26 protein-coding genes and 4 pseudogenes are annotated in these 24,032 nt (G+C 44.2%); 6 read left to right on the forward strand and 24 right to left on the reverse strand.

Annotated elements, in window-relative coordinates; all coding sequences use genetic code 11:
- Window positions 1–43: 43 nt before the first annotated feature.
- From B5D77_RS15300 to B5D77_RS15315, 4 genes are all read right to left on the reverse strand, one after another.
- Entirely contained in the window at window positions 44–226 is a 183-nt protein-coding gene (locus B5D77_RS15300; RefSeq protein WP_002763229.1) for a CsbD family protein, read from the reverse strand.
- A gap of 245 nt (window positions 227–471) precedes the next feature.
- Complete coding sequence (locus tag B5D77_RS15305) at window positions 472–801, reverse strand: helix-turn-helix domain-containing protein (RefSeq protein WP_008206581.1); 330 nt, start codon at window positions 799–801, stop codon at window positions 472–474.
- Window positions 798–1,178, reverse strand: a complete 381-nt coding sequence (locus tag B5D77_RS15310) for a type II toxin-antitoxin system RelE/ParE family toxin (protein ID WP_002763221.1) — start codon at window positions 1,176–1,178, stop codon at window positions 798–800. Before B5D77_RS15310 ends, B5D77_RS15305 begins: the two co-directional genes overlap by 4 nt.
- 164 nt (window positions 1,179–1,342) lie before the next feature.
- Window positions 1,343–2,044, reverse strand: a complete 702-nt coding sequence (locus tag B5D77_RS15315; RefSeq protein ID WP_106909139.1) for a hypothetical protein — start codon at window positions 2,042–2,044, stop codon at window positions 1,343–1,345.
- A 394-nt stretch (window positions 2,045–2,438) separates the two neighbouring features.
- Here B5D77_RS15315 and B5D77_RS27295 point away from each other — a divergent pair.
- The 3 genes and pseudogenes from B5D77_RS27295 to B5D77_RS15325 all read left to right on the forward strand — a co-directional run.
- A pseudogene (locus tag B5D77_RS27295) lies at window positions 2,439–2,664 on the forward strand (transposase); the annotation flags it as partial.
- Window positions 2,665–2,719: 55 nt separating this feature from the next.
- Complete coding sequence (locus B5D77_RS15320; protein WP_004159269.1) at window positions 2,720–2,923, forward strand: type II toxin-antitoxin system Phd/YefM family antitoxin; 204 nt, start codon at window positions 2,720–2,722, stop codon at window positions 2,921–2,923.
- Window positions 2,916–3,170 carry a type II toxin-antitoxin system RelE/ParE family toxin gene (locus B5D77_RS15325; RefSeq protein ID WP_012265947.1) on the forward strand — a complete coding sequence of 85 codons (255 nt, stop codon included), beginning with the start codon at window positions 2,916–2,918 and terminating at the stop codon, window positions 3,168–3,170. Before B5D77_RS15320 ends, B5D77_RS15325 begins: the two co-directional genes overlap by 8 nt.
- A 69-nt stretch (window positions 3,171–3,239) precedes the next feature.
- Here B5D77_RS15325 and B5D77_RS15330 read toward each other — a convergent pair whose 3' ends face one another.
- The 11 genes and pseudogenes from B5D77_RS15330 to B5D77_RS15390 all read right to left on the reverse strand — a co-directional run bounded on the left by B5D77_RS15330 (window position 3,240) and on the right by B5D77_RS15390 (window position 13,794).
- The gene (locus B5D77_RS15330) at window positions 3,240–4,061 is read right to left on the reverse strand and encodes a LamG domain-containing protein (protein WP_106910010.1); all 822 of its coding nucleotides are present in this window, start codon (window positions 4,059–4,061) and stop codon (window positions 3,240–3,242) included.
- A 170-nt stretch (window positions 4,062–4,231) separates the two neighbouring features.
- Window positions 4,232–5,008, reverse strand: coding sequence for a sterol desaturase family protein (locus tag B5D77_RS15335; RefSeq protein WP_106909140.1), 777 nt, complete (start codon window positions 5,006–5,008; stop codon window positions 4,232–4,234).
- Between the two features lies 1 nt (window position 5,009).
- Window positions 5,010–7,319, reverse strand: coding sequence for an NACHT domain-containing NTPase (locus B5D77_RS15340; protein WP_106909141.1), 2,310 nt, complete (start codon window positions 7,317–7,319; stop codon window positions 5,010–5,012).
- A 23-nt stretch (window positions 7,320–7,342) separates the two neighbouring features.
- The gene (locus B5D77_RS15345) at window positions 7,343–8,917 is read right to left on the reverse strand and encodes a B12-binding domain-containing radical SAM protein (RefSeq protein ID WP_106909142.1); all 1,575 of its coding nucleotides are present in this window, start codon (window positions 8,915–8,917) and stop codon (window positions 7,343–7,345) included.
- 58 nt (window positions 8,918–8,975) lie between these two features.
- Window positions 8,976–9,188: pseudogene (locus tag B5D77_RS27300) on the reverse strand (hypothetical protein); the annotation flags it as partial.
- Between the two features lie 270 nt (window positions 9,189–9,458).
- A pseudogene (locus B5D77_RS15360) lies at window positions 9,459–10,187 on the reverse strand (RRXRR domain-containing protein); the annotation flags it as partial.
- A 217-nt stretch (window positions 10,188–10,404) separates the two neighbouring features.
- On the reverse strand, window positions 10,405–10,725 hold the full coding sequence (locus B5D77_RS15365; RefSeq protein ID WP_008206554.1) for a P-II family nitrogen regulator: 321 nt from the start codon (window positions 10,723–10,725) through the stop codon (window positions 10,405–10,407).
- 398 nt (window positions 10,726–11,123) lie between these two features.
- A complete protein-coding gene (locus B5D77_RS15375; protein WP_106909144.1) occupies window positions 11,124–11,972 on the reverse strand; it encodes a transglutaminase family protein in 849 nt (282 codons plus the stop codon).
- Window positions 11,966–12,472, reverse strand: coding sequence for a hypothetical protein (locus B5D77_RS15380; protein ID WP_002799014.1), 507 nt, complete (start codon window positions 12,470–12,472; stop codon window positions 11,966–11,968). The genes B5D77_RS15375 and B5D77_RS15380 overlap by 7 nt, the downstream gene beginning before the upstream one ends.
- Complete coding sequence (locus tag B5D77_RS15385) at window positions 12,473–13,567, reverse strand: glycosyltransferase family 2 protein (RefSeq protein WP_008206545.1); 1,095 nt, start codon at window positions 13,565–13,567, stop codon at window positions 12,473–12,475.
- Between the two features lie 35 nt (window positions 13,568–13,602).
- The gene (locus tag B5D77_RS15390; RefSeq protein WP_039900597.1) at window positions 13,603–13,794 is read right to left on the reverse strand and encodes a Thivi_2564 family membrane protein; all 192 of its coding nucleotides are present in this window, start codon (window positions 13,792–13,794) and stop codon (window positions 13,603–13,605) included.
- A 236-nt stretch (window positions 13,795–14,030) separates the two neighbouring features.
- On the opposite strand from B5D77_RS15390, the pseudogene B5D77_RS27305 reads away from it, so the two are divergent.
- Window positions 14,031–14,683, forward strand: a pseudogene (locus B5D77_RS27305) (ISAs1 family transposase); the annotation flags it as partial.
- Between the two features lie 170 nt (window positions 14,684–14,853).
- Here B5D77_RS27305 and B5D77_RS27310 read toward each other — a convergent pair.
- The 3 genes from B5D77_RS27310 to B5D77_RS25920 form a co-directional block, all read right to left on the reverse strand.
- Entirely contained in the window at window positions 14,854–15,036 is a 183-nt protein-coding gene (locus B5D77_RS27310; protein WP_039900603.1) for a hypothetical protein, read from the reverse strand.
- Window positions 15,037–15,487: 451 nt separating this feature from the next.
- A complete protein-coding gene (locus B5D77_RS15400; RefSeq protein WP_106909145.1) occupies window positions 15,488–16,672 on the reverse strand; it encodes an ATP-grasp domain-containing protein in 1,185 nt (394 codons plus the stop codon).
- Window positions 16,673–16,761: 89 nt separating this feature from the next.
- Window positions 16,762–16,917, reverse strand: a complete 156-nt coding sequence (locus B5D77_RS25920; protein WP_008206542.1) for a hypothetical protein — start codon at window positions 16,915–16,917, stop codon at window positions 16,762–16,764.
- Window positions 16,918–17,457: 540 nt separating this feature from the next.
- On the opposite strand from B5D77_RS25920, the gene B5D77_RS15405 reads away from it, so the two are divergent.
- Window positions 17,458–18,126, forward strand: coding sequence for a hypothetical protein (locus B5D77_RS15405; RefSeq protein ID WP_106909146.1), 669 nt, complete (start codon window positions 17,458–17,460; stop codon window positions 18,124–18,126).
- A gap of 53 nt (window positions 18,127–18,179) precedes the next feature.
- Here B5D77_RS15405 and B5D77_RS15410 read toward each other — a convergent pair whose 3' ends face one another.
- From B5D77_RS15410 to B5D77_RS15430, 5 genes are all read right to left on the reverse strand, one after another.
- Window positions 18,180–19,118, reverse strand: a complete 939-nt coding sequence (locus B5D77_RS15410) for a GDP-L-fucose synthase (protein WP_106909147.1) — start codon at window positions 19,116–19,118, stop codon at window positions 18,180–18,182.
- Between the two features lie 12 nt (window positions 19,119–19,130).
- Entirely contained in the window at window positions 19,131–20,213 is a 1,083-nt protein-coding gene (gene gmd / locus B5D77_RS15415; RefSeq protein ID WP_106909148.1) for a GDP-mannose 4,6-dehydratase, read from the reverse strand.
- Between the two features lie 122 nt (window positions 20,214–20,335).
- The gene (locus B5D77_RS15420) at window positions 20,336–20,680 is read right to left on the reverse strand and encodes a TIGR03792 family protein (RefSeq protein WP_106909149.1); all 345 of its coding nucleotides are present in this window, start codon (window positions 20,678–20,680) and stop codon (window positions 20,336–20,338) included.
- Window positions 20,681–20,692: 12 nt separating this feature from the next.
- A complete protein-coding gene (locus B5D77_RS15425; RefSeq protein ID WP_008206532.1) occupies window positions 20,693–21,580 on the reverse strand; it encodes a ParA family protein in 888 nt (295 codons plus the stop codon).
- Window positions 21,581–21,595: 15 nt separating this feature from the next.
- A complete protein-coding gene (locus B5D77_RS15430) occupies window positions 21,596–22,651 on the reverse strand; it encodes a metallophosphoesterase (RefSeq protein ID WP_008206530.1) in 1,056 nt (351 codons plus the stop codon).
- 108 nt (window positions 22,652–22,759) lie between these two features.
- Here B5D77_RS15430 and B5D77_RS15435 point away from each other — a divergent pair, with 108 nt between their 5' ends.
- Window positions 22,760–23,230: a pyroglutamyl-peptidase gene (locus B5D77_RS15435; RefSeq protein WP_008206527.1), complete on the forward strand. Its 471-nt coding sequence runs from the start codon at window positions 22,760–22,762 to the stop codon at window positions 23,228–23,230.
- Between the two features lie 89 nt (window positions 23,231–23,319).
- On the opposite strand, the gene B5D77_RS15440 is transcribed toward B5D77_RS15435, so the two are convergent.
- Window positions 23,320–23,781, reverse strand: a complete 462-nt coding sequence (locus tag B5D77_RS15440; RefSeq protein WP_008206526.1) for a hypothetical protein — start codon at window positions 23,779–23,781, stop codon at window positions 23,320–23,322.
- Between the last annotated feature and the right edge of the window lie 251 nt (window positions 23,782–24,032).

Here is a 24,032-nt window from a genome sequence, read left to right on the forward strand (position 1 = left end):
TCAATCATTTGTCTGAATGGCGGTTGCCGTGACAAACGACCTACTAATCAATAATTTTTTTGACTTCATCTTTCACATCTTCGATAGTGTGACGAACTTTTGCCTCTGCCTGTTTTTCCTTGCCCTCTGCTTGAGCTTTGGGATCGCCAGTCAGATCTCCTACTGCTTCTTGAACTTTACCTTCGATATTTTTGGCGGTTGCCTCGGCTCTATCTTTTAAGCTCATGATGCTCTCCTTATTGAATTTGTTGGATTTGAGAACTGCTTACCTAAGTTGAGCTAACAATTCTGCTTCTGGTATTACTGTAACGGGTGGTTGTTTGATTTACTGTATGAATTGATTGAGTCTGTATGAATTGCTTGAATACGACACAAAATGTAACGGGCGATGCACTAGAACTACCTTTTTTTATTAATAAATAGCGCCGCCCTTAACAGACGGTAAGGCCACTCTTTTTGTCTCTGCTGCTCTTATTGCACTGCTAGAACAGAAATATGTCCGACCTCTTTTGTATCGCTACGAGGCCGGATGACGATCTCGACGTCTTGATTCAATGCCGTGAGAAATTCCATCAATCGTTCAACTGAAAATTGATCGAGCCGATAGTTTTTTAGTGCTGAAACCTTGGGCTGCGGGATATTAAGCAGTATGGCAATCTCCCTCTGTTTCAGCTTGCGACTTTTCAGAAGTTCGTTAACGGCCAGGGCTAGGCGTGTTTTCGTTTGCCGTTCGGTTGCGTCTGGATAACCAAGGTCAGCGAAAACGTTTGTGGTGCCACGAGTAATTTCCAAATAGCTCATTTTGTCCCTCTACTTTCATAATCCGCTTGTGCCCGTTTCATCCGTTCAACAATAAGCTTTACATCCTCTTGAGGTGTCTTGATTCCAGACTTCGACTTTTTCTGGAATGCGTGCAGAACGTAAACAACTTCAGCGAAGCGCACAGTATAGACCGCTCGATAAGTGTCGCCTCGATGATCTTCGACGATCTCAAATACTCCTGCCCCTTCACCCTTCCAAGGTTTAGCCTTTGGATGTTTACCCCCCAACTGCGCTAGACCAAGGGCATAGCCCATATCGTCCTGCACCTCGGCAGGGAAAGTCAGGTAGTCCTTTTTCGCAGAGGCCACCCAATACAAGGGTTTTTCCCGCGACATACTTTTAGAAATTCGGATCATTCAACAATATACCAAAACTGGAATAATCAGTCAAGGAATTAACAGAGCGGCGGTATCGCTTGAAGTTGCATCGCATGGTCAATATCAACATTCGATTCAGGCTGAGGCAATAATAAACCCCTTCATTTTCTTATTGAAGGGGCGTTTGTGGGGTTTTCTGATTGTTAGGAATCTTTTTCTAGTTCTTTTCCAGTGGATTTAGATGGTTTAATTTTGCGCGTGAGAATTGCACCTGCTCCTAAAGTGCCGAAGGCGATAATCCCAAGAATAGAGGAGGGTTCAGGAATTGAACTGGAAACAGGGGCAGTCGGGAGTTGTATATTATCTAAAGCAAAAACGAGGCGAACAGATCCTGAAATTTTTATCGAATCGAATGTGATACCACTAAATCCGAAGAAGTCATTTGACAAAGAGTCGGCATTTGTTGCACCGGATGAATCAACAAGATTAGTGCCTAGAAAAGCTTCAAAATATGTTGTTGTACCACTTTGTGTTCCAACAGCAAATGCTGCTTCAGTTTGTGGCTGCGTAAAAGATATGACAACCGGAGCAACAGTACCATCATGGGGTATAAAGTTAGTGACGACAGCACCAACAAAAACAGGGGGGGTGGGTGGTACGATAGAACCACCATTGTTAGAAAAATAAAACATATTTGGGGAAAAGACAACACCTTGATTTTGGTATTGATTGGTGATAGTGGTGCCGTCAGGATAGTCCTGTGACCCAAATGTAATTGTTGAATGAGAGTCGCTCAATCCGAAAGTATTTTGAAAAAAAGCGGCATGAGCTGGAGCAAAAACACCACTTAAAGCAATTCCACTAACCGCTAAACCTGTCACTAAAATAATTTTGTTGAAGTTCATGAAGTCTCCTTATTGAATTTGTAGAATTTGAGAACTGCTTACCTGAGTCGAGTCAACAATTCTGCTTCTGCTATTACCCTGATAGATGGTTGTTTGATTTGATGTGTGAATTGATTAAAACTGTATGAATTGCTTGAATACGACACAAAATGTCACGGGCGATGTACTAGAACTACCTTTTTTTATTAATAAATAGCGCCGCCCCTTGATTCAATGCCGTGATAAATTCGATTTTTGGACTTAGGAAGACGAAAACAACCAAACGCCGATTCAAAAATGAAGTGCACCACTAGGGTAGTCTTCCAATGAGGAGGCTCATCAAGGTAACCTGACTTGTACCACCAAGAGAGGAAAACCAAGACGAAGCTCCTCACATCAATTAGGAGTTAAATGCTACTTTGCTAATCCTTACCATTCTTGGGAGCGAGGACTCAACGAGCATACTAACGGTCTCATGCGGCAGTTTTTCCCGAAAGGGACAAATTTCTCTCATCGTCAAACAAGCTGAGGTAGACCGAGTGACAGACTTAATCAACCATCGACCCCGAAAAGCCCTTGACTATCGCACTCCATCTGAGGTATTCTTCAGTCAGTCAGGTACTGGTGCACTTCAAACTTGAATTGGCCTTTGCTAAAATCTACAATAGAAATAAATACTAACTAAACAGCTAAATTATGACAACTCAGCCTAAAGACCCTGAAATAGTTTTACGCGATGGGAAACCAGTGTCGGTTATTCTCGATATTGAGGTTTATCAAGAGATGTTAGAGCAAATTGAAGCGATTGAAGATTTAAAGGCTTTAGCCGAAATGCGCCAGAAACCCCTTGAGTTTCGTTCTCTAGATGACTTTCTCAAAGATTATTCAACGGATGTATGAAGTTCTTCTAGAAAAACAGGCGGAACGGGATTTAAGAAAATTACCTGCTGATTTATTTGAGCGTATTATTCCGGTCATTAGAGCCTTAAACACTAATCCTAGACCATCTGGATGTCTTAAGTTGAAAAACTCCCTACAAGATTACCGTGTTCGAGTTGGAGAGTATCGAATTATTTACGAAATTGATGATAAAAACCAAGTTGTGAAAGTGATGCGAGTTCGACACAGAAGGGAAAGTTATCGTTAGAATTTGTTTAGATGATCTCTGTAAAAAAGCAAGGTGAGGCATTTATAGGAAATGCCTCTAGCACTATCTTCAAGATTTGCGCTTTAAAGCTGCACCTATTCCTAATACTCCTAAACTCAGTATTCCTAGAATTGATGAGGGTTCGGGGATGGATGAGGATTCTCCAATTGCTACTCCAGGGTTATGATAGAGAAACTGAATATCCGAAGCCGATAAAGCTCCACTATATACTTGTACGTCGTCAATCAACCCTGTATACAATCCTGTTGGTTGAGAGCCTACAGCAACTCCTCCAACTAGGAAAGGAGCCGAGGTTGCCCCAATTGGATCACTGGCAGTGATCGCATCCAAGATACCATCTACATATAATAAAGAATTTCCACCTTGCTCGTACACCACAGCTATTTGATGCCAGTCGCCATCTGTTACTGTAGTGTTGCCATGCAATACGTGCCTGTTAGGAAAAGGTGCGTAGAATCCTGCTTTCGTCAATTGCCGTTCCCCAGGGTTGATACCATTAACAAATACCATATATCCAGACACAATCCCTGCTGTATGCCTTGCCACGACAAAGTTATCGTTAAGTACCGTTGAGTTAATCCAAGCTGAAATGGAAAAGTTGCTATTGGTGAAACCATAGATGTTTCCCATGTTAACAAGGTCATTAGTGGCTTGACTCAAGCTAATTGCATTTCCAGAAATTCCTCCACCCACAAGTGTGGCGTTCCCCTGTAAAATACCGTTTTGTCCCCCTACACTATCGGCAGCGATAGTGCCCCCTGTTTCGTCAAATGTCCAATGGGAAAGAATTGTTGCTGCCTGAACAGGTGCTATAACGAAGGTACTAACAGCAATAGCACCTGTCACTAAAATAATTTTGTTGAAGTTCATGAAGTCTCCTTATTGAATTTGTTGGATTTGAGAACTGCTTACCTGAGTCGAGTCAACAATTCTGCTTCTGCTATTACCCTGATAGATGGTTGTTTGATTTACTGTATGAATTGATTGAGTCTGTATGAATTGCTTGAATACGAGACAAAATGTAACGGGCGATGCACGAGTTAAACTCCATCGACTTTACCCGTCAGACGCTCATCAAACTTCTGCTCATAATCGGGGTCTTGAGTTCCGAGGAGTTTGTCCCAGAACGTGAAATATAGACCGTAATGTACGGTGTACTTGCGATGATGAATGGAATGATGGGCAGGACCAATAAACCACCGACCCAACCAATGATGGGGAAATGAGGAGGGCAAGCGATCGATCCCAAGATGATTTAACACTGCCCAGATCGTCATCGTGGTGAGTGCCGCAATTAACGTGATGAAATGCAGGGGAAGGACAAAGACAATGCCGACCAGGAAGAGAGACTGAACGATCGCCTCTAGTGGGTCAAAGGCAAACGAAGTCCACGGGGTAGGATAGCGCGAGCGATGATGTCCCTGGTGTAACCACCGAAAGAGTGACGGGTGGTGAAACAAGCGATGGGTGAGATAGAAATAGGCATCCTGGAGAACCAACACAGCGCCATAACTAACCCCTAAATAACACAGCCCATACTGTTGAGGGTGGCTGTATAAGCGGGTAATGCCCCAACTGTATCCTGTCATGATGAAAGCCGCCGCCAGCGCAAACACCCCCGCCGAAAGAACCGAGAGCGTGATATCTTGTTGAATCGATCGCCAAGAGGGAGACCAATGCCGCAGGTTGTGATTGACAAAGGACTGACTCAAGGGCGAATAGAAGAACAAATAGGTTCCCCCAGCCACGAGAAAGTATCGCGCCAGGATGATCCCAAAGAAAGCGAACCCGTAAAATCCAAATGAGTGGTCTATCAATTTAATCTCCTTGCCATTCCCGATCTTCCAAGTCCTTTTGAGGTAACAGCAACGTGGCTTCAATTTCTTGCCGGATTGCGGCTGTTATTTCGCAGTTACTATTCAAACAATCGATCAGGAGTTGATTGGCATCATAGTAGCGTTGGAGCATCTGCTGTTGGTCAGTCGTAAACTGCCAGGGATGATGAATATTGCGATAATTGGCGATCGCACCCCGCAACTGTTCCACCCAGGCAGAATAGTTTTTCTGCCACCAGTGCTGAAGCCGTTCCAGGTTTTGACTCGGAGGTGGCAGTTGGTCTCTCAATTGTTGCAAAGACTTATAAAATCCAGCATCCAGAACCATCACCAGAATGTTGTTGAGTGCCTCGCTACAAGCATTGACGTATGCAAAATCCTGACTGTGGTCGATGGCAAACTCTACCAGCAAGTTCTCCAACGCCGCGTCTAACAACATCCCCTGATCGAGCGTGCTGGCTAAGGCAAAGCGATCTGCCGTATGTGGGCTTTGGGCAAGGGCAAGGTAAAATGCGCGTGCGGTCGCCACTTTGGGTTCGTCTGGGAGCTGCTGGGATTTTTGGCTGGCCCAACTCAAAAACTCTTGCAGATAGGAGTCTTGCGCGACTAAGGCATCAATTTGTTGCTTCATCAACTGCACCAGCGCATCTGCACTTCGCAACATGGCAGCCGTTAACAAGAAGACTTCGCGCCAGTGGGAATCGGTGATGTGACTCACCAACCCTCCCAGTGCTTGTTCTAATGCCTGCAAATTATGGCTGGCAACTATTTTTCGAGCCGTGAAGTATTCTTGAAATGCCAGATAAGAAAATGAAAAAATGCCTCGCGCCCGTTCTGTGAGGATTCCATGCTGTGCCTCGATCGCTTTCAGCATGGCTTCGCTTTCGAGTTGGAGTTCCTCTGCTTCTAGGGTTGCACCTGGCAAATTCCGCAAATAGTCGCCAATGTATTGCTCAATCGTGCGTTGCTCAAAAAAATACTGCCCCTGTTCAAAAGTCACTGCTGCAAGCTGGCTCAACAGCCTCAATTTTTGGGGCAATAAAAACCCCCGGTAAACCTGATCGCGTTCGACTCCTCGAGCTTCATCCCATTTACCCAGCAGCAAATCCAGCCCTTGTTTATAAAACTCAGCCCGCTTGCTCGGAAATTTCCCTTGACCCTGAAACACCCAGCAGGCGAGATGCAGAAACAGAGGTGTCACCACCAGTTGCCGAAATTGCCAGTTTTCCGGCAAGTCCAACTTCTGCATAAACTGAGCCGACTGCTCCTGCCCCGCTTGAGCAGTCGTTTTGCTCAGTGCCACAAACCACTTTTGCGCGAAGGTGCTGATTTGTGCCTGGGTAAAGGGGGCAATTTCTACATCAGTGAAACCTCGAATCTGGAGTTTTTGGGCAGCGGTGCGACAGGTTACTACAAATCGATTGCGATGATACTTTTCTGAGAATTGGCGAATTTCTCTCAGAACTGCTGTAATGTCCTGGTTGAGAACTTCATCCATGCCATCGAGCAACAGCAGGACTCTGCCCGCTTGCAGTAAGGTTTCCAGCACAGACGGGTTGGAAATTCCCGAGGTGAGCAATGCCTGACCGATGTAGTTGAACAGGCTAAATTCACCACTGGGCCTGGACTCCTCGGCAAATTCTCTCAATAAGATAAAAATCGGCACTTGATTCGCCGCAAACTCGCCTTGGTTGCACTGAATCGCCAGATGTTGCAAAAAGGTCGTTTTGCCAACCCCCGGTCTCCCCAAAACTCTGAGCTTTGAGTAAGTTTCAACAGCCTGCATTCCGGGTATTTGCTTCTGCTCAACCTCTCCCAAGCCGACGCGATCGAATTCAGCGGGACCCAAGTTTTGCCAATCGGCAATCTCCACCCACTGTTGACTGGCAATTTCCGCCAAAATATTGACATCCACATAGATGTCATCAAGGTTGACCGGATGGCTGATATCTAGTAACTGCAAGATGCCGCACTGGTTTTGGATGGTGTCCAGGCGTTGCGCTCGCACCTCTTGCACCAGAGCATCAATATTAGTTTTCGCCAGTTCTCCTGGTTCAGGAAATTCTGCGGGCGGAGCGAGGGCAATCTCCCGCCAATCCAAATCCAGAATCGAACAAATTTCCAGGAAAACCTGGCGATCAACGGGTTTCCCTGTGAAAAACCGCCAAATCGGCTGGCGGGTCTTTAAGTTCACTTCCCCTGCTAGATTTTCCTGAGTCCACCCCTTGAGCGCAAAGGCTCGTTTAGCCTGTTTAATTCCCGAAGGGGAAGCCTGGAGCGATCTCTTGACCATACAATCCAATCCTCCCTATCGAGTCAGAATGAGTTCTGGTTGGGACGACCAGAAACTTCTAAGGGATCGTAGCCTAGTTGTTGAGTAATCCGTTCTCTGGCTAAGGCCCGGTACTCCCAAAAATGTTCTCCCGCCGCGCACAGACCTAAATACAGATTGAGAACTTGGGGCTTTTTCCGCAAAATCGTCCATAATTGCCGCCAAAACTGTCCCCGAATGTCCGCTCGGCGGATACCCTGATGCCAGATTAACTGGGTAATCAGCTGTAACCCCTTCCCCACGGGAAATTGCATGGTTTGCTTGTGTTTTGACTGCAAACCCAGACCGAGACATTGTTGGAAACAGCGTCGGAGATAGTGGCTGGGTTCGTACAGCGTCCAGAAGCCTTCGACATACTCTCTGGCAATTTCGGCAATCGGGCGGGTGGGGATAAAATTCATCAAGCTATTCTGATCTCCCGTCGGATGGATGCTGTCACCCTCAACTAAACGCTGTTCTTGCTGGAGACGATTCCAGAGCGCCGTGTTGGGCGGAGCCTGGAGGATGCCTAACATGGGCTGAGGAATACTGGTTTCTTCCACAAAGGCTTGAATCCTTTCCCCCGCACCAGAGCGCTCTCCATCAAACCCCAAGATAAATCCAGCATAGATTAGCAAACCGGCTGCATTAATCTTACGACAGGCTTCCACCAGTGGATTGCGAGTATTTTGCAGTTTGCGCGTCACTTGCAGACTATCTTGGTCAGGAGTTTCAATCCCCAGAAAGACAGAATAAAACCCCGCCTCAGCCATCAGGCTTAACAATTCATCATCCTCTGCCAAATTGACCGAGGCTTCAGTAATAAAGGTGAAGGGATAGTCGTGCTGCTTCATCCAGGGAATCAAGTCTCTGAGAAAGCGTTTGACGTTGCGCTGATTGCCAATAAAGTTGTCATCGACGATGAACAGCGAACCCCGCCAGCCTAGGTCGTAGAGAGTCTGCAACTCGGCTAAAGTCTGACTCGGCTCTTTAGTACGAGATTTGCGCCCGTAGAGGGAAATAATGTCGCAAAATTCGCAGTTAAAAGGACAGCCGCGAGAGAATTGCACTGCCATCATTAAGTAATCGTCTCGCTGAAGCAGGTCGAAGCGGGGGATGGGGCTGAGGGTCACGTCTGGCTTGTCCCCAGAGCGGAAAATTCCCTGGCTTTGCCCTTGAGCGATCGCCTCTAAAAACAGGGGAACGGTTAACTCTCCCTCATCCAAAATGAGATAGTCCGCTCCAGAATCCAGGGCATCCTGGGGGACAGAGGTGGGGTAGGGACCGCCAACGGCGACTTTTTTGCCTAACTGCACGGCTTTTTGAATCAGAGCTTGAAAATCTGGCTTCTGGACCAACATGGCAGAGAGGATAACCAACTCACACCACTCCCAATCGGCTTCTGTTTCAGGATTGACGTTGCGATCATAAAATCGAATCTCCCAGTTTTGGGGGAGGAGGGCGGCGACAGTAATGATGCCGAGGGGTGGAATGGTGGCTTTCAGTCCTGCGATTTCCATAAAGCGATCGTAAGACCAGAAAGACTGGGGAAACTCAGGGTAGAGTAACAGGGCTTTCATCGAAAAACTGGGTCTGAAACCCGCCCTTTAGCGATAACGGAGGGCGGCTTTACATAAGTTAGTGAGAAACAATTAAACCGTTAGAACGACGAATTAACTGAATCTTACTAACAGTTATCTGTCCCAATCGTTGACCATTGGCATCGCTTACAGATAGCTGTTTTTCGGTATCTCCACTAACATAATCAATTCCTTTGGGAGAAGAAATTAAATCTCCTTGACGGAACCCATGTCTTGTGGTAGAGCCACCATATTTACGTCGTTTACCACCTTACAACTATGTCTGCTTCTTCATTGGAGGGGAATATACCGATGATCGAGTGAATATTTGTCATGAATTTCCTGTTTTTAGTATATAATTAGATTATATCCAACATTCCGCAGGTCAGATTCCACTTCATAAATATCCCTCTTTGGGAGTATCTGATTTATGCAAGTGAGTAATTATACTTGTCCCTAAAACTGGTTTCTAGCAAGGCTTTCAAAATAGCTTGACATAAAACCTGATTTAGGGGTTACAAAGGTGAGATGCTCCCTCCCTCTTAGCAATGCCATCGTTAGCATGACTTTCTGGTGATTGTTCTGCTTTATTTTTAGACTTTTCTAGTCGCAAATGTTTTCTAAGATTAGAGGTTTGCCAACCAAAGCGAGTATGGACTGTTGCCAATTGAGACAGTTGCTCAATCGCCCATTTTTGTCCAACCATAACTGGTGAGAAACCTTTTCTAGACTTAGCTCCTTTTCTACTGGAAGTTAGATCAATATCGGCTTTGATGTACTCAAAGTAAATATCGGTAATTGGATAGATTTTGGTTAGTTCGGAAACGACTCGAAGTTCAAGTTGACGATTAGCTTTGATTGAGGGAGCTAATTTTCCTTGTTTTCTATTTGAGAATCGTTTTTGTCGATGCGCTCTTAGATTAAAGGGAAGTTGGCGGTTAATCCGTCTTTTTCTACGTCCTTTTCGCATTAACCGTCTATTGTCCATGCACTCTCTTACTCGCTTAAAAGGAAGTTCTAAGTGAGCCTTCCAAAGAGTAAAAAGGGAGGATTGAACGCCAATTCCAGAGAATAATTTACCCCGGTCAATACCAATAGCAATCGGTTGGGTTTTGTTATCGGAAGGTTCATCGGTTAGCTGGACATAGAAAATATCTAAGTCGTTGAATTTACCGATAGCTTTTCCTTCTTTAATCCACCGCCTGGCCCGACTGGGTTTAGTGGGCATCAACGGTTTTCCGTCTTTTGAGATAACAGGAACTCTTGCTATGGAGATAATCCTTAAGAGTAAAGTTAAAGTCCCTTACCGCAACACAATCCAGATGTCTTGTCTAACAACGCTTTACCAATAGAGCTTAGAGGTAATCCGAACTAGGGAAGTATTCGGAAGTCTGGGCCAGATTGTGTCTCGATCGGTAGTCTCTACTTGCGTCGCCTAAATTGGTCTAGGCAAGCCCCGTCCCTTTTAGGGCGGGGTTAGTGACGAATCAAATTATCTCAAACCCAGTCAACGCTTCGACATTTTGTCGGAAAGCGATTAAGGCATGATTAGCTTGATACTCGACGAGACCAGAGAAGATCGCCTCCGAGACTTCCTGCGAGACAACGGTTTTGATCTCAATATTGGTGTTATAACCGACCATATCTCCCTGGCGGTTGCCGTGGCGACCTGCGCCCTGGGCTTGCGAGAGGGTATAGCCAGTTACGCCTAACTCTTGCAGCAGCTTGATCATGCGGTCTTGCAAGACGGTTTCACCAATGATGACAACCAGTACAGCCAGTTTAATGGGTAGGGATGAGGATGACATGGGCAACTCCTAAAATGGGTTTTTCAAAGACAATGTTATTGACATCCTCACCACGCCACTTTTTTTGGATGGTCGCGTCAATGGGGTTGACGCAGATAGCGAAAAACGCTTAATTGCTTAAGTCTGACACTTTCGACCCGTCCGTTTTGAGTGTCCGAATGCCGGACGGCCACTTTGAACAAGTCGAAAAAATCTCATGTTCAACCTTATTTCCTAGAAAGTTTTACTCGTTCAAGGCCGAATTTGAATTCTTTTCTGAACGAAACCCCCTACTATCTGTGGTCAGGGTTTAGTTTTTAGCTTGGTTATCGCTTTTTCCATTGTAGCTTAAAGCCGTCCTCAAAGGACGGGGTTTTCAACCCAAATTTTCGATAATAGAATACCTGACTGGGGTACGCTCAAGAGATGGCGATCGCCTCTGTTGTCGGTATCAAAATATTCTCGGAAATCGGCTTGGCATCGGGTAAGTAGTCCATAAAAAGCCTCATCTGATTCATTTGTACCGGACCAAAAATAGTGGCAAAAGAAACATCGGCGGCATCTCGTCCTGTGCCAACGCGAATTAGCCCGCTCTGAGGCACAAGGCGGGTAGGATCGAAAAGATACCAGCGATCCCCTAGATAAGCCTCAAACCAGGCATGAAAATCGGGGGGATTTAAACCATAGGCGTAGCCGGCAACAAAGCGTGCTGGAATATTCAAGGCCCGACAAAAAGCAATGCCTAAATGGGCAAAATCACGGCAAACGCCTACCCTTTCTATCGCTGTATCGCAAGCAGAAGTTAAAGAATCACTGCTACCAGAGAGATACAAAACATTGTCATAAATCCAGTTACAGATAGCTGTCACCCTGGAATAACCAGGGACTAAATGGCCAAATTCAGCCGCGACAAAGCGCAATAATCGATCTGACTGACAGTAACGACTCGGATAAAGATAGTACAAGATATCGAGGGGTAAATCGGCTGGCTTTACTTCAAAAATCGTACTGGGGTCTGAATAATAAGGAGATAAGCCAACGGTTGCTCGATAGGAAATTTGCAAATTGCCAGGAGGGGCATTGAGTCGAAAGTATCGATTTCCACTGACAGAAGTGATGTATTCCTCAATCGACCGTTGAGAGTTAGAATGGAGGTCTTCCTGAACAATAATCTGATGGTTGTTGCTGACAATAGCAACATTAAGAATTAGAGTGCTTGCTTGCTCAATGCTGTAGGTTAATTCACAGCCAAGTTCATACTTTAGCATATCGTTTTTCCCTGTCCTTTCAATACGAGCAGATGCTGGAGCCGAAGCCGATTGTAACGCTGCACCCATAAACAAGGCAGGTTGAAGGCTGTTCCTACGGCGAGGTTTACCAGCACACCCCAGCCAGGAGTCCAGAGCATCGTCACTAACCAAAACAGCCAGATGGCGATGTGAACGTATTCCGCGCGACGGGTTTCAGCCAAAAAACGGGACATTACGGCACAGTCCCCACCGCCAACGGATGTTTTGCGAAAACCTCCCGGGAAGAAATCCCCTGCTTCTGGCAACCGATCCTTCCATCGCTTGATCCGCAGTACCCGATTGTACCATTGTCTATCTTCCCCCCAGGGTCGTGGCCGGGTCAGGCAGGTGTCCGTTTCTAGGAATTTCAGGGGAAGTCGATGACCGACAAAACCGATCAAAAGTGACCAGGCTGTCCAACCGACCACACAAAGCCCGACGATTACCCCATCCGGTAACTGTAGTATAGATAATCTCATTCATTCACCTTGCCATCGGGTACTTATCCTTCGTCCTTTCCATTCGATTTGACCACGTTCGAGATTCAGAATTGCCAGCAGGAACACTGCAATGAAGAAGGCAACCGGAATGGGGAAGAAAAAGACGATTGCTCCGAATGAACCCACTGGCCATACAATTATGGCTAACTGTATGGCGAAGGCAAGATAAAGCAGTACGTTATATAGTAAGGATGAATTCCCGACAATCGGCCAGCCGAATAGGGATGCGGGCAGACACCAAGCCGCCCAGAACAACCCTGAAAGCCAGAACACAACCGCCAGCATCCGCAGCCAAGAGACTTCCCCTGCTGCCGTTGCAAAGTTTTTGTCGAAACCAACAACCAAGTCCCGCAGCCCGCCGGGGTACATCCGATAGTCCAGTTGGCCATGACCAATGTATGCACTCACTGGCAGTCCCGCACTCTCATAAATATGAGCCATGAACCAGTCTTCTACAACATATCCTGCCACAGCGTCGTGGCCGCCGACCCGCTCATAGTCATCCTTGCTGGTAGCCATAGCCGGTCCAAAAGCCACACCACCTCTTGCTCCCAGTTTGACGGCCATCAAGCCGACGAGATTGAACAGAACCGCTAACAGTTCGTAGGGGCGTTCAGTGCGGTGATAGGGCTGAACTGAGACCAGACCACCTAAGTGTTGAACAGTTGCCACCAGCCTGCGGAGCAGCTCCTCCCCTGGCTCAGTGTCGGCATCGAGAAAGACGAGAATATCGCCAGATGAGGCTGCATATCCGGTTTTGAGTGCCCAGTTTTTCCCTGTCCAACCTGTGGGCAAAGGGCTAGTCTGCACTACTTTCACCCCGGCCTGTTCGGCGATCTGTGGGGTAGCATCGGCGGACTGGTCATCGATGACAATGATTTCGTAGGGCTTGAATGTTTGCTGCTTTAAGGCTGTTAGCAAATTAGGGAGGGTACTCTCTTCATTCCTCGCCGGAATCAAGACCGAGACTTTAGGCGAACCGACGACTGAAAGGTCTGGAAGTCGCGGCAACCGCCACATCAATCCCCAGCCTATTAGCCAGCGCACCACCAGTGTGATGGACATCAGATCCATAATAATTCAACCTTTCCTTCCGTCTAGAACATCACTCACCTACCGATACGAATTCCCTTGAGAAAACTCAGCAATCCGAACACCTTAAGAATCCACAAAACTAGGGCGATGACAACCACAATGTTCAGGATTTGCTTGATCTTGCTGTCCATCGGAATGTAGTTGTTCACGAGCCCCAATAGAACCCCAACCACGATGATAACTACCATAAACTGGACCAGATCCATGACTGACCTCCTTTCTCCGATCTAATGAGTTTCGTCAAGTATTTTATTCTCTTCATTATTATATATGCTCGTTTATATATGCTCGTTAGGTGACCAGGGCAATCGCACACAATTCTTGAAGATACGCAATAAATCTACAAGATATCCTCATGGAATAGCAATTAGGAGATAAATATTAAATTTTTCAAGTTAGTATACAGAATATTAACTATCTGTTTACAGGTTCGCACAAAACAATGTTAACGGACAAATGTTCATCACCAACAGCCCTGATTGAAAAACACTTTGGCACTCTAAAAGACCCTAGAGCGTTACACAACATTGAGCATTTGTGATAGATATTATTGTGATTAAGATCTGTGCAACCATTTGTGGGGCGAACAACTGGGAAGCAGTTGCTGCCTATGGTATAACCAAATATGAATGGCTAAAAACTTTTCTAGCTCTGCCTAATGGGATTCCCTCTCATGATACATTGATCCGATTATTTGCCCGTTTAAAATCAGAAGAACTCCAGTCATGCTTTATTAGTTGGATGCAAGCAGTTCATCAGGTGACCAATGGAGAACTCTTAAATGTGGACGGGAAAACCTGACGAGGGGCAAAAGAACGAGGAAATAACCTCAGTTTAATTCCTATGGTAAGTGTCTGGTCAGCCACTAATCATTTGGTACTTGGTCAACGAAAAGTCGCTGAAAAATCCAATGAGATTACTGCTATTCCTGAATTATTGAAGATTTGAGAAATTCGAGGTTGTTTAGTAAGTATTGATGCCATGGGATGTCAAACTGAAATTGCCTCTACAATTATTGAGCAAGGCGCTGATTATGTATTAGCATTGAAAGCTAATCAAGGCAATCTTTATGAAGATGTCACCCAATTGTTTAATAGTACATCAGTGTCTCATGCTGACGAGGCTTTACTTCTGTCTTAAACTGTATTATTGTCGGCTCTTCTAGAGTAGTTATGATATATTAAGTAGTCGTGCAAAATTAATTTCCTAGTGAAGATAGGCAAAAGGCAAAAGGCAGGAGGCAAGAGGTGGTTAGATATGTATAATTAGGGTCTGCTGAATAAATCTAAAAACCTTGTTGGATAAGACTTTTGGACTTTTTTCCCCTCAAAAAGTGCCAGCCATTGCGGGGATCGGGGGGAAAATCCCTGGACTTTTTCCCTGAAAATTAGGTAGTTGACCACCTGAAAATCGATAAAACCCCACACCCCACACCCCACCCCCCCGATGTCGGGGGGGTTGGGGGGCACACCCTGCCACCACCGAAAAGCTTTTTGCCGCAAACCCTAATTAATTTTGCTTAGGTACTTAGCAGAAAATAATCCACGCAAGCCCTGCGGCTCTTCTAGGTTCTGTGTGATAAGTTTAATTGACATAGGATCGATCGATCTTTGTGTCCTTTGTGTCTTTGTGGTTCGTTCCACCCCCTCGCTCTTGAGAAATGTATCTTAGAATACATTTTACCCACCAAAGCTGGGAGAGCCGCCCTGCCAAAAGGCTCACCAGAATTCAAAAAAGCAATTTTCAAAAAAAAGCTTTTTGCTTTGTTGGATTCCAGGCTATTTAAGGGGTTAGGCTCATTTAAACTACTAATTTGCTATAACCAGTCTAGGAGAGCCTTATTGTCTTTGAGTAAAAAATGCAAGTTATAGCCGTGCAAATTATAACTGATCACTGATTCTAGGCTAATTTAATTGCTGCAGTGACTACCTCTTCTAAAGACTCTAACCAATGAAAGTTAACATCAGCTAAACTCTGACTGAGATCGATCGCTTTGCTGTCAGCTAGGACGCGAAAAATTATTTGTGGTAGGGTGGGATTGAGAAAAGAGCGGGGTTCCAAGGTTTGTCTTTCCTGTCGGGTGGCCCGGATCATCCGTTCGCCGCTGCCCCGGCTGGGTGATAATGGGCTATAACTGCGGTAGTAATTGCTAATACTCTCGATCGCTTTTTGGCCAAAGTCGGGATAACTGACAATATCAACGATAATCACTTTTAAATCGGCCAATAGTTGGAATTGTTGCAGACCGGCCTCTATTTGCTCGTTTAATTGCTCTAATTCTAGTCTTTCCTCCAGTATAAGCCAGGCTGCTAGTTTTGCCCCCTTGCTGGCTAAGGCATCCCAGACAGTGGACATCAAACCCTGGCCATTGCTGATCATCGCTATTCGGCCGGTTTGATCAATTATCGACCAAGGGGATTGTAATTGGGGTGGGGTCAAAGCGAGGAGATCGAGATGTCTAGCTAAAGCGGCATCATTAACAGTTATTTTGCCATCTAGGGCCATCACTTCCCCGGCTTCGTTGATACCCAGGGGATTAATCTCGATAATATCGAGATCTTTGCTGACAAAGAGACTATACATTTTTTCGAGAATTTGACTGATAGACTCGATCAAAGACCCTCTTAAACCCATAGATACGGCTAATTGCCGACAGAGATAGGGGGAAAATCTCGCTTCGATGACCACTTTTTGCATGGTTGCCAGTAAACTGTCCACATCCATTCCCCCTTGACTCGCACCCAGTAAAACCGGTCTTTGCAGATGATAATCGAGTAAAATCGCTAAAAATATCTCCTGTTGCGGATTATACCTGGCTTCTGCTAAGATTACCTCTGGATATTCTCCGGCGATCGGTAAATGAAAGATAGCATGGGCAGCAGCGATCGCATCGATGGTATTAGCGACAAATTTCACTCCTCCTGCTTTTCCCCGGCCTCCCGTGCGTACCTGGGACTTCAGCACGATAGGATAGGGAATGTTTAATCTTTTTAGTCCCCCCGGTTCGTGGATTGGTTGGGAAGGTAAAATGGGGATGCCGACTTGAGCAAATATTTCCTTGGCTTGGTATTCGAGTAAATCCATAATTGATTAATTGATAAAGTGGCGGTTCTCTCTTTGCTCGTTTCGGTAGCTTGGGGACTATGAAGATTATTTTAGCAACAGCATCCAGTTCACGGGTGATCGGGGAGAATATTCTTGGTTTCTAGGGATGGGGGACTGGTAGTGACGGCAATCTCGATCGCAAAAATTAAAGTTATACTAAATCCAGTTATTAAAGACTGATTATTTATTCCTCCTTTTGCCTCTTGCCTTTTGCCTGTCCTCATAAATAGCCTATACTCAGCGGATTTAGTATTAATTGTGTGATTATGGGGTTAAAGGCGAGACTTTTTGAGCTATCCACTCCCAGCAGTCTAGCAATCTTTGACTCTCTCTATTTCTATCTTTAGCTGGCTTGACTGCATTTAAACTGTGTATTAAATTAGTACGAGCGCACCACTCACCACTTCCCACTTCATAATTCATAATTCATAATTCCCCACTCCCTCAGTTTTTTGTCACAATTGTTACATTTTTTCAGAGATTTTAATTCGATCGGGTGATTTTTTTTGATAGGAGTGAACCTATAATTTGCTCAGAAATAGTTATTGTTCTCCATTGACCGTGTAAAACTAAGAACTGCGGACAAATCAAGAGTTTTGGCGTTTCAATAGACCAACTAAACTAACAACTGGCAATTAGTCGGAAATCTCAGTTATTTTTTGCTAAAATTCTCCTTTTTCCCGCATTTTCCTGCTTGGAAACAAACTTTTTCCCGCTTTCGTCTCTGTCTTTAATTCGCTCCCACTAGGAAACTCAAGGGTAAGATGCTATATTTTCAAAAGCAGGGTCGTCATCATCCTTTGACCCTATTAACAATGCTTTTAAGTGCTTCTTTCGTTGTGGTCTGCCTCTCCTTGACTCCCGCGATCGCACGTCAATTCGCCCCAATTAAACCGATTCTTTTGGGGAATAATCAATTAATTCCTGCCGGCACAGACATCCCTGTAAAATACGAGCAAGGGAAAAAAATTCTTTTAACCAAACAAGAAACTTTTTCTTTATCTCTGACCGTCACCGATAATATCAAAAATTCCCAAGGACAGACAATTATTCCCGATGGTAGTCAGATTATCGGAGAAATTAAACCGGATGGTCAAGGTTCGCGTTTTCTATCCCAAAAAATCTTTTTAAAAACCCGTCAACCCCAAGAAAAATCTATCGATGCTATTTCGGCAGTTTTCACTCGTCTAGAAAGACTAATTAAAGGAGTTAACCCCGATAAAATTATTCAGGGTGCGGTATTAGGAAAATCCGCCGCTTCTGTCCTCGCTTCCTTTACTTCTGACCAACCAGTTAGCGAGGGATTATTACGAGGAGGAGGATTAGAAGTATTAGCCGGCTGGTTATTACGAGGAGAATCTGTGGAATTATTGTCAATTAACCCCAAGGAAGATTTAAAATTAACCCTTCGTTCTGATTTTACAGGTCAGTAAGCTTAAAAAAATCTGGTGTGTTAGTTATTAATCTAACACACCAGCTATCGAGACTAGGCGGCGTTTTGCCGATACCATTCAATGGTTTTTTGCAAACCTTCTTTAAATTCCATTTGAGCAACAAAACCGAATTTTTCCTGAGCGCGGGTTGTATCTAAACAGCGTCGCGGTTGACCATTCGGTTTATCTATTTCCCAAACAATTTCGCCATCAAAACCCATTAAATCAGAGATTAATTCGACTAAATCTTTGATAGAAATCTCATAATTTGTACCAAGATTAACCGGCTCCGATTCATTATAGAATTGACTGGCCATGACAATGCCGCGTGCTGCATCGGTGGAGTAGAGAAACTCCCGGGTTGGACTACCATCTCCCCAGACAGGAAGTTGTTTATCCCCCCGTTGTTGTGCCTCATAAACCTTGCGAATTAAAGCAGGAATTACATGGGAACTACCCGGATCAAAATTATCCTCTGGCCCGTATAAATTCACCGGTAAAAGATAAATTCCGTTGAAACCATACTGCAAACGATAGGACTCTAATTGTACCAATAAAGCCTTTTTAGCGATACCATAAGGCGCATTGGTTTCTTCGGGATATCCTGACCATAAATCGTCTTCACGGAAAGGTACTGGAGTAAATTTTGGATAGGCACAAATTGTCCCCACACAGACAAATTTTTGCACTCCTGCTAGATAGGCAGCGTGAATTAATTGGGTTCCCATCATCAAATTATCATAGAATAATTCGGCGGGTTTTTCCCGATTGAGACCGATGCCTCCCACATGGGCCGCCAAATGGATAATTAAATCTTCTTGGTCGGCTAAACGTTGACAGTTTTCCCAAACTCTTAAATCACAATCTTTAGACCGAGGAATTGTAATTTTTTCGGGATTGGCCCCCGCTGCAATTAATTGATTAACTACTTGCCGACCTAAAAATCCGGCCCCTCCGGTGACAACGATTCTCTGTTCGCTTAAATTCAGCATATTTTCACCTCTTTAATCCACAGTTGTCATCGAACGATTGCGAAGATAGGCCAAATCTTTTAATAACTGTCCGCTATCACCACCGTTATTAAGATTAATCCCCAAAGCCGCTAAATCCGCATCTACCATTAATTTTACCAGTCCCTCGAATGTCACCGACGGCTGCCAGCCTAATTTCTCTCTGGCTTTTGTGGAATCCCCTATCAATAAATCCACTTCCGCCGGACGCAAATAACGTTGATCAAACTCCACATAATCCTGCCAATTTAGATTAACGTATTGAAAGGAAATATCGAGAAACTCCCGGATAGAATAGGTTTCATTTGTCGCCACCACATAATCATCTGGTTCTTGCTGTTGTAACATTAACCACATCGCCCGCACATAGTCCTTAGCATAACCCCAATCCCGTTTAGAATCGAGATTTCCTAGGTAGAGTTTTTTCTGTTGTCCGGCAATAATTCGGGCCAAAGCGCGGGTAATTTTGCGCGTGACAAAAGTTTCTCCACGACGGGGGGATTCATGGTTAAATAAAATGCCGTTACAGGCAAATAAGTCGTAGGATTCCCGATAGTTGACCGTTTGCCAGTGACCGTAAACTTTCGCACAAGCGTAGGGACTGCGGGGATAAAATGGCGTGGTTTCTTTTTGGGGAACTTCCATGACTTTCCCGAACATTTCCGAGGAACCTGCTTGATAGAAACGGACTTCGATGCCGGTTCTTTTTTGGTAATCCCGAATTGCTTCTAGTAATCTTAAGACCCCCACGCCCACAGCATCGACGGTGTATTCTGGGGCATCAAAACTAACTCGCACATGGGATTGGGCCCCTAAATTATACACCTCGACTGGTTGCACTTGTTCGAGAATACGCCGCAGGGTCGTGCCGTCGGTGAGGTCGCCATAGTGAAGAAATAATTTAGCATCGGGCTGGTGGGGGTCAATGTAGATATGATCAATGCGATCGGTGTTAAAAGTTGAAGTACGACGGATGATACCGTGGACTTCATAGCCTTTTTCTAGTAACAATTCGCTCAGATAGGAACCATCTTGACCGGTGATGCCGGTAATGAGGGCGCGTTTAGCTTCAGTCATCAGTAATTTACCTAATCGGAAAGAATAAAGACCAGGGCAGGGTCTGACTGCTTATAGCATACTTTAGCCCCTCATGACAAGTTTGGCTAGGTTGACAGGGGACAAAAAGATGAATTGATTTTTTATCCGGGCTGCATAGATACTAAATTGTTCTGACAATTTTCTCGGAATTTTCTGACTTGAAATTCCTTGACTTTGGTTAATTGATAATTATCTTTTCCCATGGACAAGGAAAATTTGGCTTCGGTCTCATTGAGTAAATTTTTGGAGATAGCTTTCCACTGTTCTTCTGTTTGCCAATGGACAACGATAATTAATTCCTCCTCAATGGCGGGATTAATCCAAAGTTCTTTACCTAAAAAACCCGCTTGTTTTGCTAAAAAATTTGTCCAAATTTCTTGATCTTTTTGGATAAATTTTTCCCTAGCTTCGGGTTTAACTTGAAATTCTAGCCACTCAATAACCATAGTAATTATCTCCTATTTTTTGGTTTTGATCAAGAATTCTTCTGTGAGTTTCATAAAAGCTTTGGACCCACTAGAAGAGGGCATGGCTGCCACCGCAGGCACGAACATATCCACAGCTTTAGCTACATTAACATCCATAGGAATCGCATTAGCAAAAATTTGATGGGCTTGAAAATCCTGTTGTACCCGGCGCATGACTTGATTATAGTAGCGACTGAGTAAACCACCACCAGAAAGAATAAAAACTATACCGAGTAACCCGGGGTTAATCGGTTCGGTTTCTTGATGACTAGCTTTCAGTTTCACTATTCTTCTTTCTAATAGCTGAATGCCGACAATTGATAAGGGTTCTGGACGGGCAGGTAGTAAATAAAAATGACTGCTACATAGACCACTACGAGTTAAAAGATTATAGCCCGGAGCGCAATCCATGATAATATAATCGTAACGGTCTTGAATGGGGTCAATGATTTTTTGAATTAGGATTCTTTCTAGGTTATTCCAAGCATGATCAAAGCCTAAATCTTCCTCTAGAATTGCTTGATGGTGCAGGGTTTCTGAGACGACATATTCATCATAAAGCTCGATGTCTCCCGGCAGTAAATCTAATCCTTGAATTTCACATACTGAAGGGACAATAATATCATCAATAGTTAATTTATTGTAGGGATTGGGTTTGATAATTGCTTCTAACAAATAGCTTAAAGTGCGTTTTTTGCGACGCAGTTGAGCAAATTCATGGGGGGACATTAAACTAAGAGTTGCACTGATTTGAGCGTCTAAATCGAGGACAAGCACTCGTTTTTGCTGAAATTTAGCTAAACAGGTGGCAAGGTTGACGGTAAGGGTAGTTTTTCCTACTCCTCCTTTCATATTAACGGTGCTGATGACAGTGGCCATTAGGGTAATTCCTTTCTAGTTAACCGATGGAATATCTCGACGCAAAACCTGCCCGTTGGGAGCCATAATCAAAGGGGGTAAACTGGTAATATCGATCGCCTCTTGGGTTTTCATGTCGTAGGTGGTGTAAACTGTTTCCTGTTGATTGGGATTAATATCGACAATTGTTAGGGTTTTTCTGGGTGCTTGTTCACTGTTCAATAACCGTCGCGGTCCACTGCCTAAAGCTCCTGCGTGTAATAATTGTAATTGCCCCCGTTTACCCGGATAGTAAGCGTGAGCGTGGCCACTAATATAAGTATGCACCTGATGGCTTTCTAAAAAGGCTCTTAATTGCTCGGCATCGGCTAAATAATCCCCCGGTCGATTTCTGCCCACGGCAATACCGTAGAGAGGTAAATGACCGATTACTAACCGCATTTTAGCATTTTTAGCGTCGCTACTACTCAAGTTTTTTGCCGCCCAATTTAGTTGTTCCCGAGAGATTAAATGAGTGGAGGCATCCCAAACTAGATAGAATATACCATTTTGAGTGAAAGTATAATAAAAAGGAAAGCCAGTTTTATCGATAAAATTTAAACTTGTATTATGTTGGGGATTTTGCCAATAATCCTGGGCTAATTTCCTCTCTTTAGCATAGATAAATTTTCCCGTCGATAAAGCTCCAGAAGCGTCATGATTACCGATGGTAAAAGCAAAAGGTATTTTAGCAGCTCGCAGGGGTGCAGCGATATGGTGATCAAAGGCTGACCACATGGCGTTAATTGCTGCCTCTGTCAAGCTGCTTTTTTGTCCTGCCACCATGTCGCCACCACAGAGAACCAGATCGGGTTTATGATTGATAATTAAGGGGATAGCTCGATCGATTTCGGGATCGTAAGTAGTGGAACCGTATTGACTATTAAGGTCACTAATGACGATTATCTTGACTTTTTTCGCCTTTTGTGCTTGTTTAACGGGAGACTCAGGGGGATTTTTGGAAGTAACGGGCTGTAAAATCTGATGAGCGCAAGCCACCAAGCTAAAACCGCCTAAACTGCCACTAATCAGCAAAAATTTACGGCGTTGCATAGGCTATCAATCTCGTCTTTAATTGAGGTCACGTCAGTTAGTGTAGCAATTTTTGTCCCTTCGATCGCTTTTTTTCTCCATCATCCCAATTAACCCTCAGGAGATAACTTGACAATTCTCTTAACTTCTTTTGCGCCTTGGTTATGCCATCACCGCAGTAATTCCTCCGATGATTTGTTAGTATCTATTCAAGATAATTATGCAAAAAAGCTTTTATTTTTGCGTCAACTTCCCGTTAATACCCATCGAGCCAGTGAACGAGTTATCAAAGCTATTCAAGACAAAAACCCCGATTTTGTTATTTGTTGTGGCATGGCAGAAAGTCGTTATCGTTTAAGTTTAGAATCTCAGGCTAGGAGTAGCACAAAAAAGTTATTGACACCAATTCCTCTTCAGGATTTGGTCAAAGAGCTTGCCTATACCTACATCAGCGATAATGCCGGTCAGTTTGTCTGCGAAGAATTATATTTTCAAGTCTTAAAACATCATCCGAGGGCTTTATTCGTTCATGTGCCGCTTTTAACTGACAAAAATTTCGCTATCATTCAAAGAGATTTTCAAAAAATTATCAGTAAGTAGTCGTTAGCTTATAGACTATCATCGGGGAGTCAGTTTCAAGGGAAAAAGGAAAAAGAAGATACTGGTATTTTGCCAAGCAACAAGCAAGGTTATTGCAAACGTGCAGTACATTGACCTATACTTGTATTTTGCCAAATCACATAGTAGGTATTATTTGGTATTACATTAATTAACCCTTCCCCATAGACTTGACAATTGCCAATAGTTTGACAACGAATTTGTCCAGTTATTTGATATCTTTGTTGTCCTAAGTCAATATTATTTATAGTAGAAAAATTTCCTTGCGGATAAAAATATTGACCACTAATGTTGATAGCTATGGGCAGAACACATCCAAAATTATCCCCCAGATAAGCTATATTAATTAAGGTTTTTTGTGGCGTATATGTAGGGGTTGGTATTGGTGTTAGTGACGGTTCCGGTGGTTTACGAGCAAAAAAAGATTTAATTTCTTGCCACCACCAGGGGGCTGTCGCTCCAGCAAGAAGGGCTATAATAACAGAACTAATAATCTGTACGATTAAACTATTGTTTTTATTATCACCGGACATTTTCCTATTCCTCACTTGTGGATACAGCGTTTACCAGATACATGAGGTTCTTTCTCGCATCTGAAACACCTAATTGGTAAGGATTAGTCTCCGCTTCACCTTGACGAGAAAGGCTGTAATTAATTAGCTATTGACATTTAAGAAAATCACTGGGAGTCTAAGTAGTGTAATATCCATTGCCAGACTAGCACATAATTGGGGATAGGTCATCTACTTGTTACATTAGTTAAAAATGATGCAAAAACCTTCTA

Source organism: Microcystis sp. MC19 (genome assembly GCF_003019735.1).
Taxonomy (GTDB): domain Bacteria; phylum Cyanobacteriota; class Cyanobacteriia; order Cyanobacteriales; family Microcystaceae; genus Microcystis.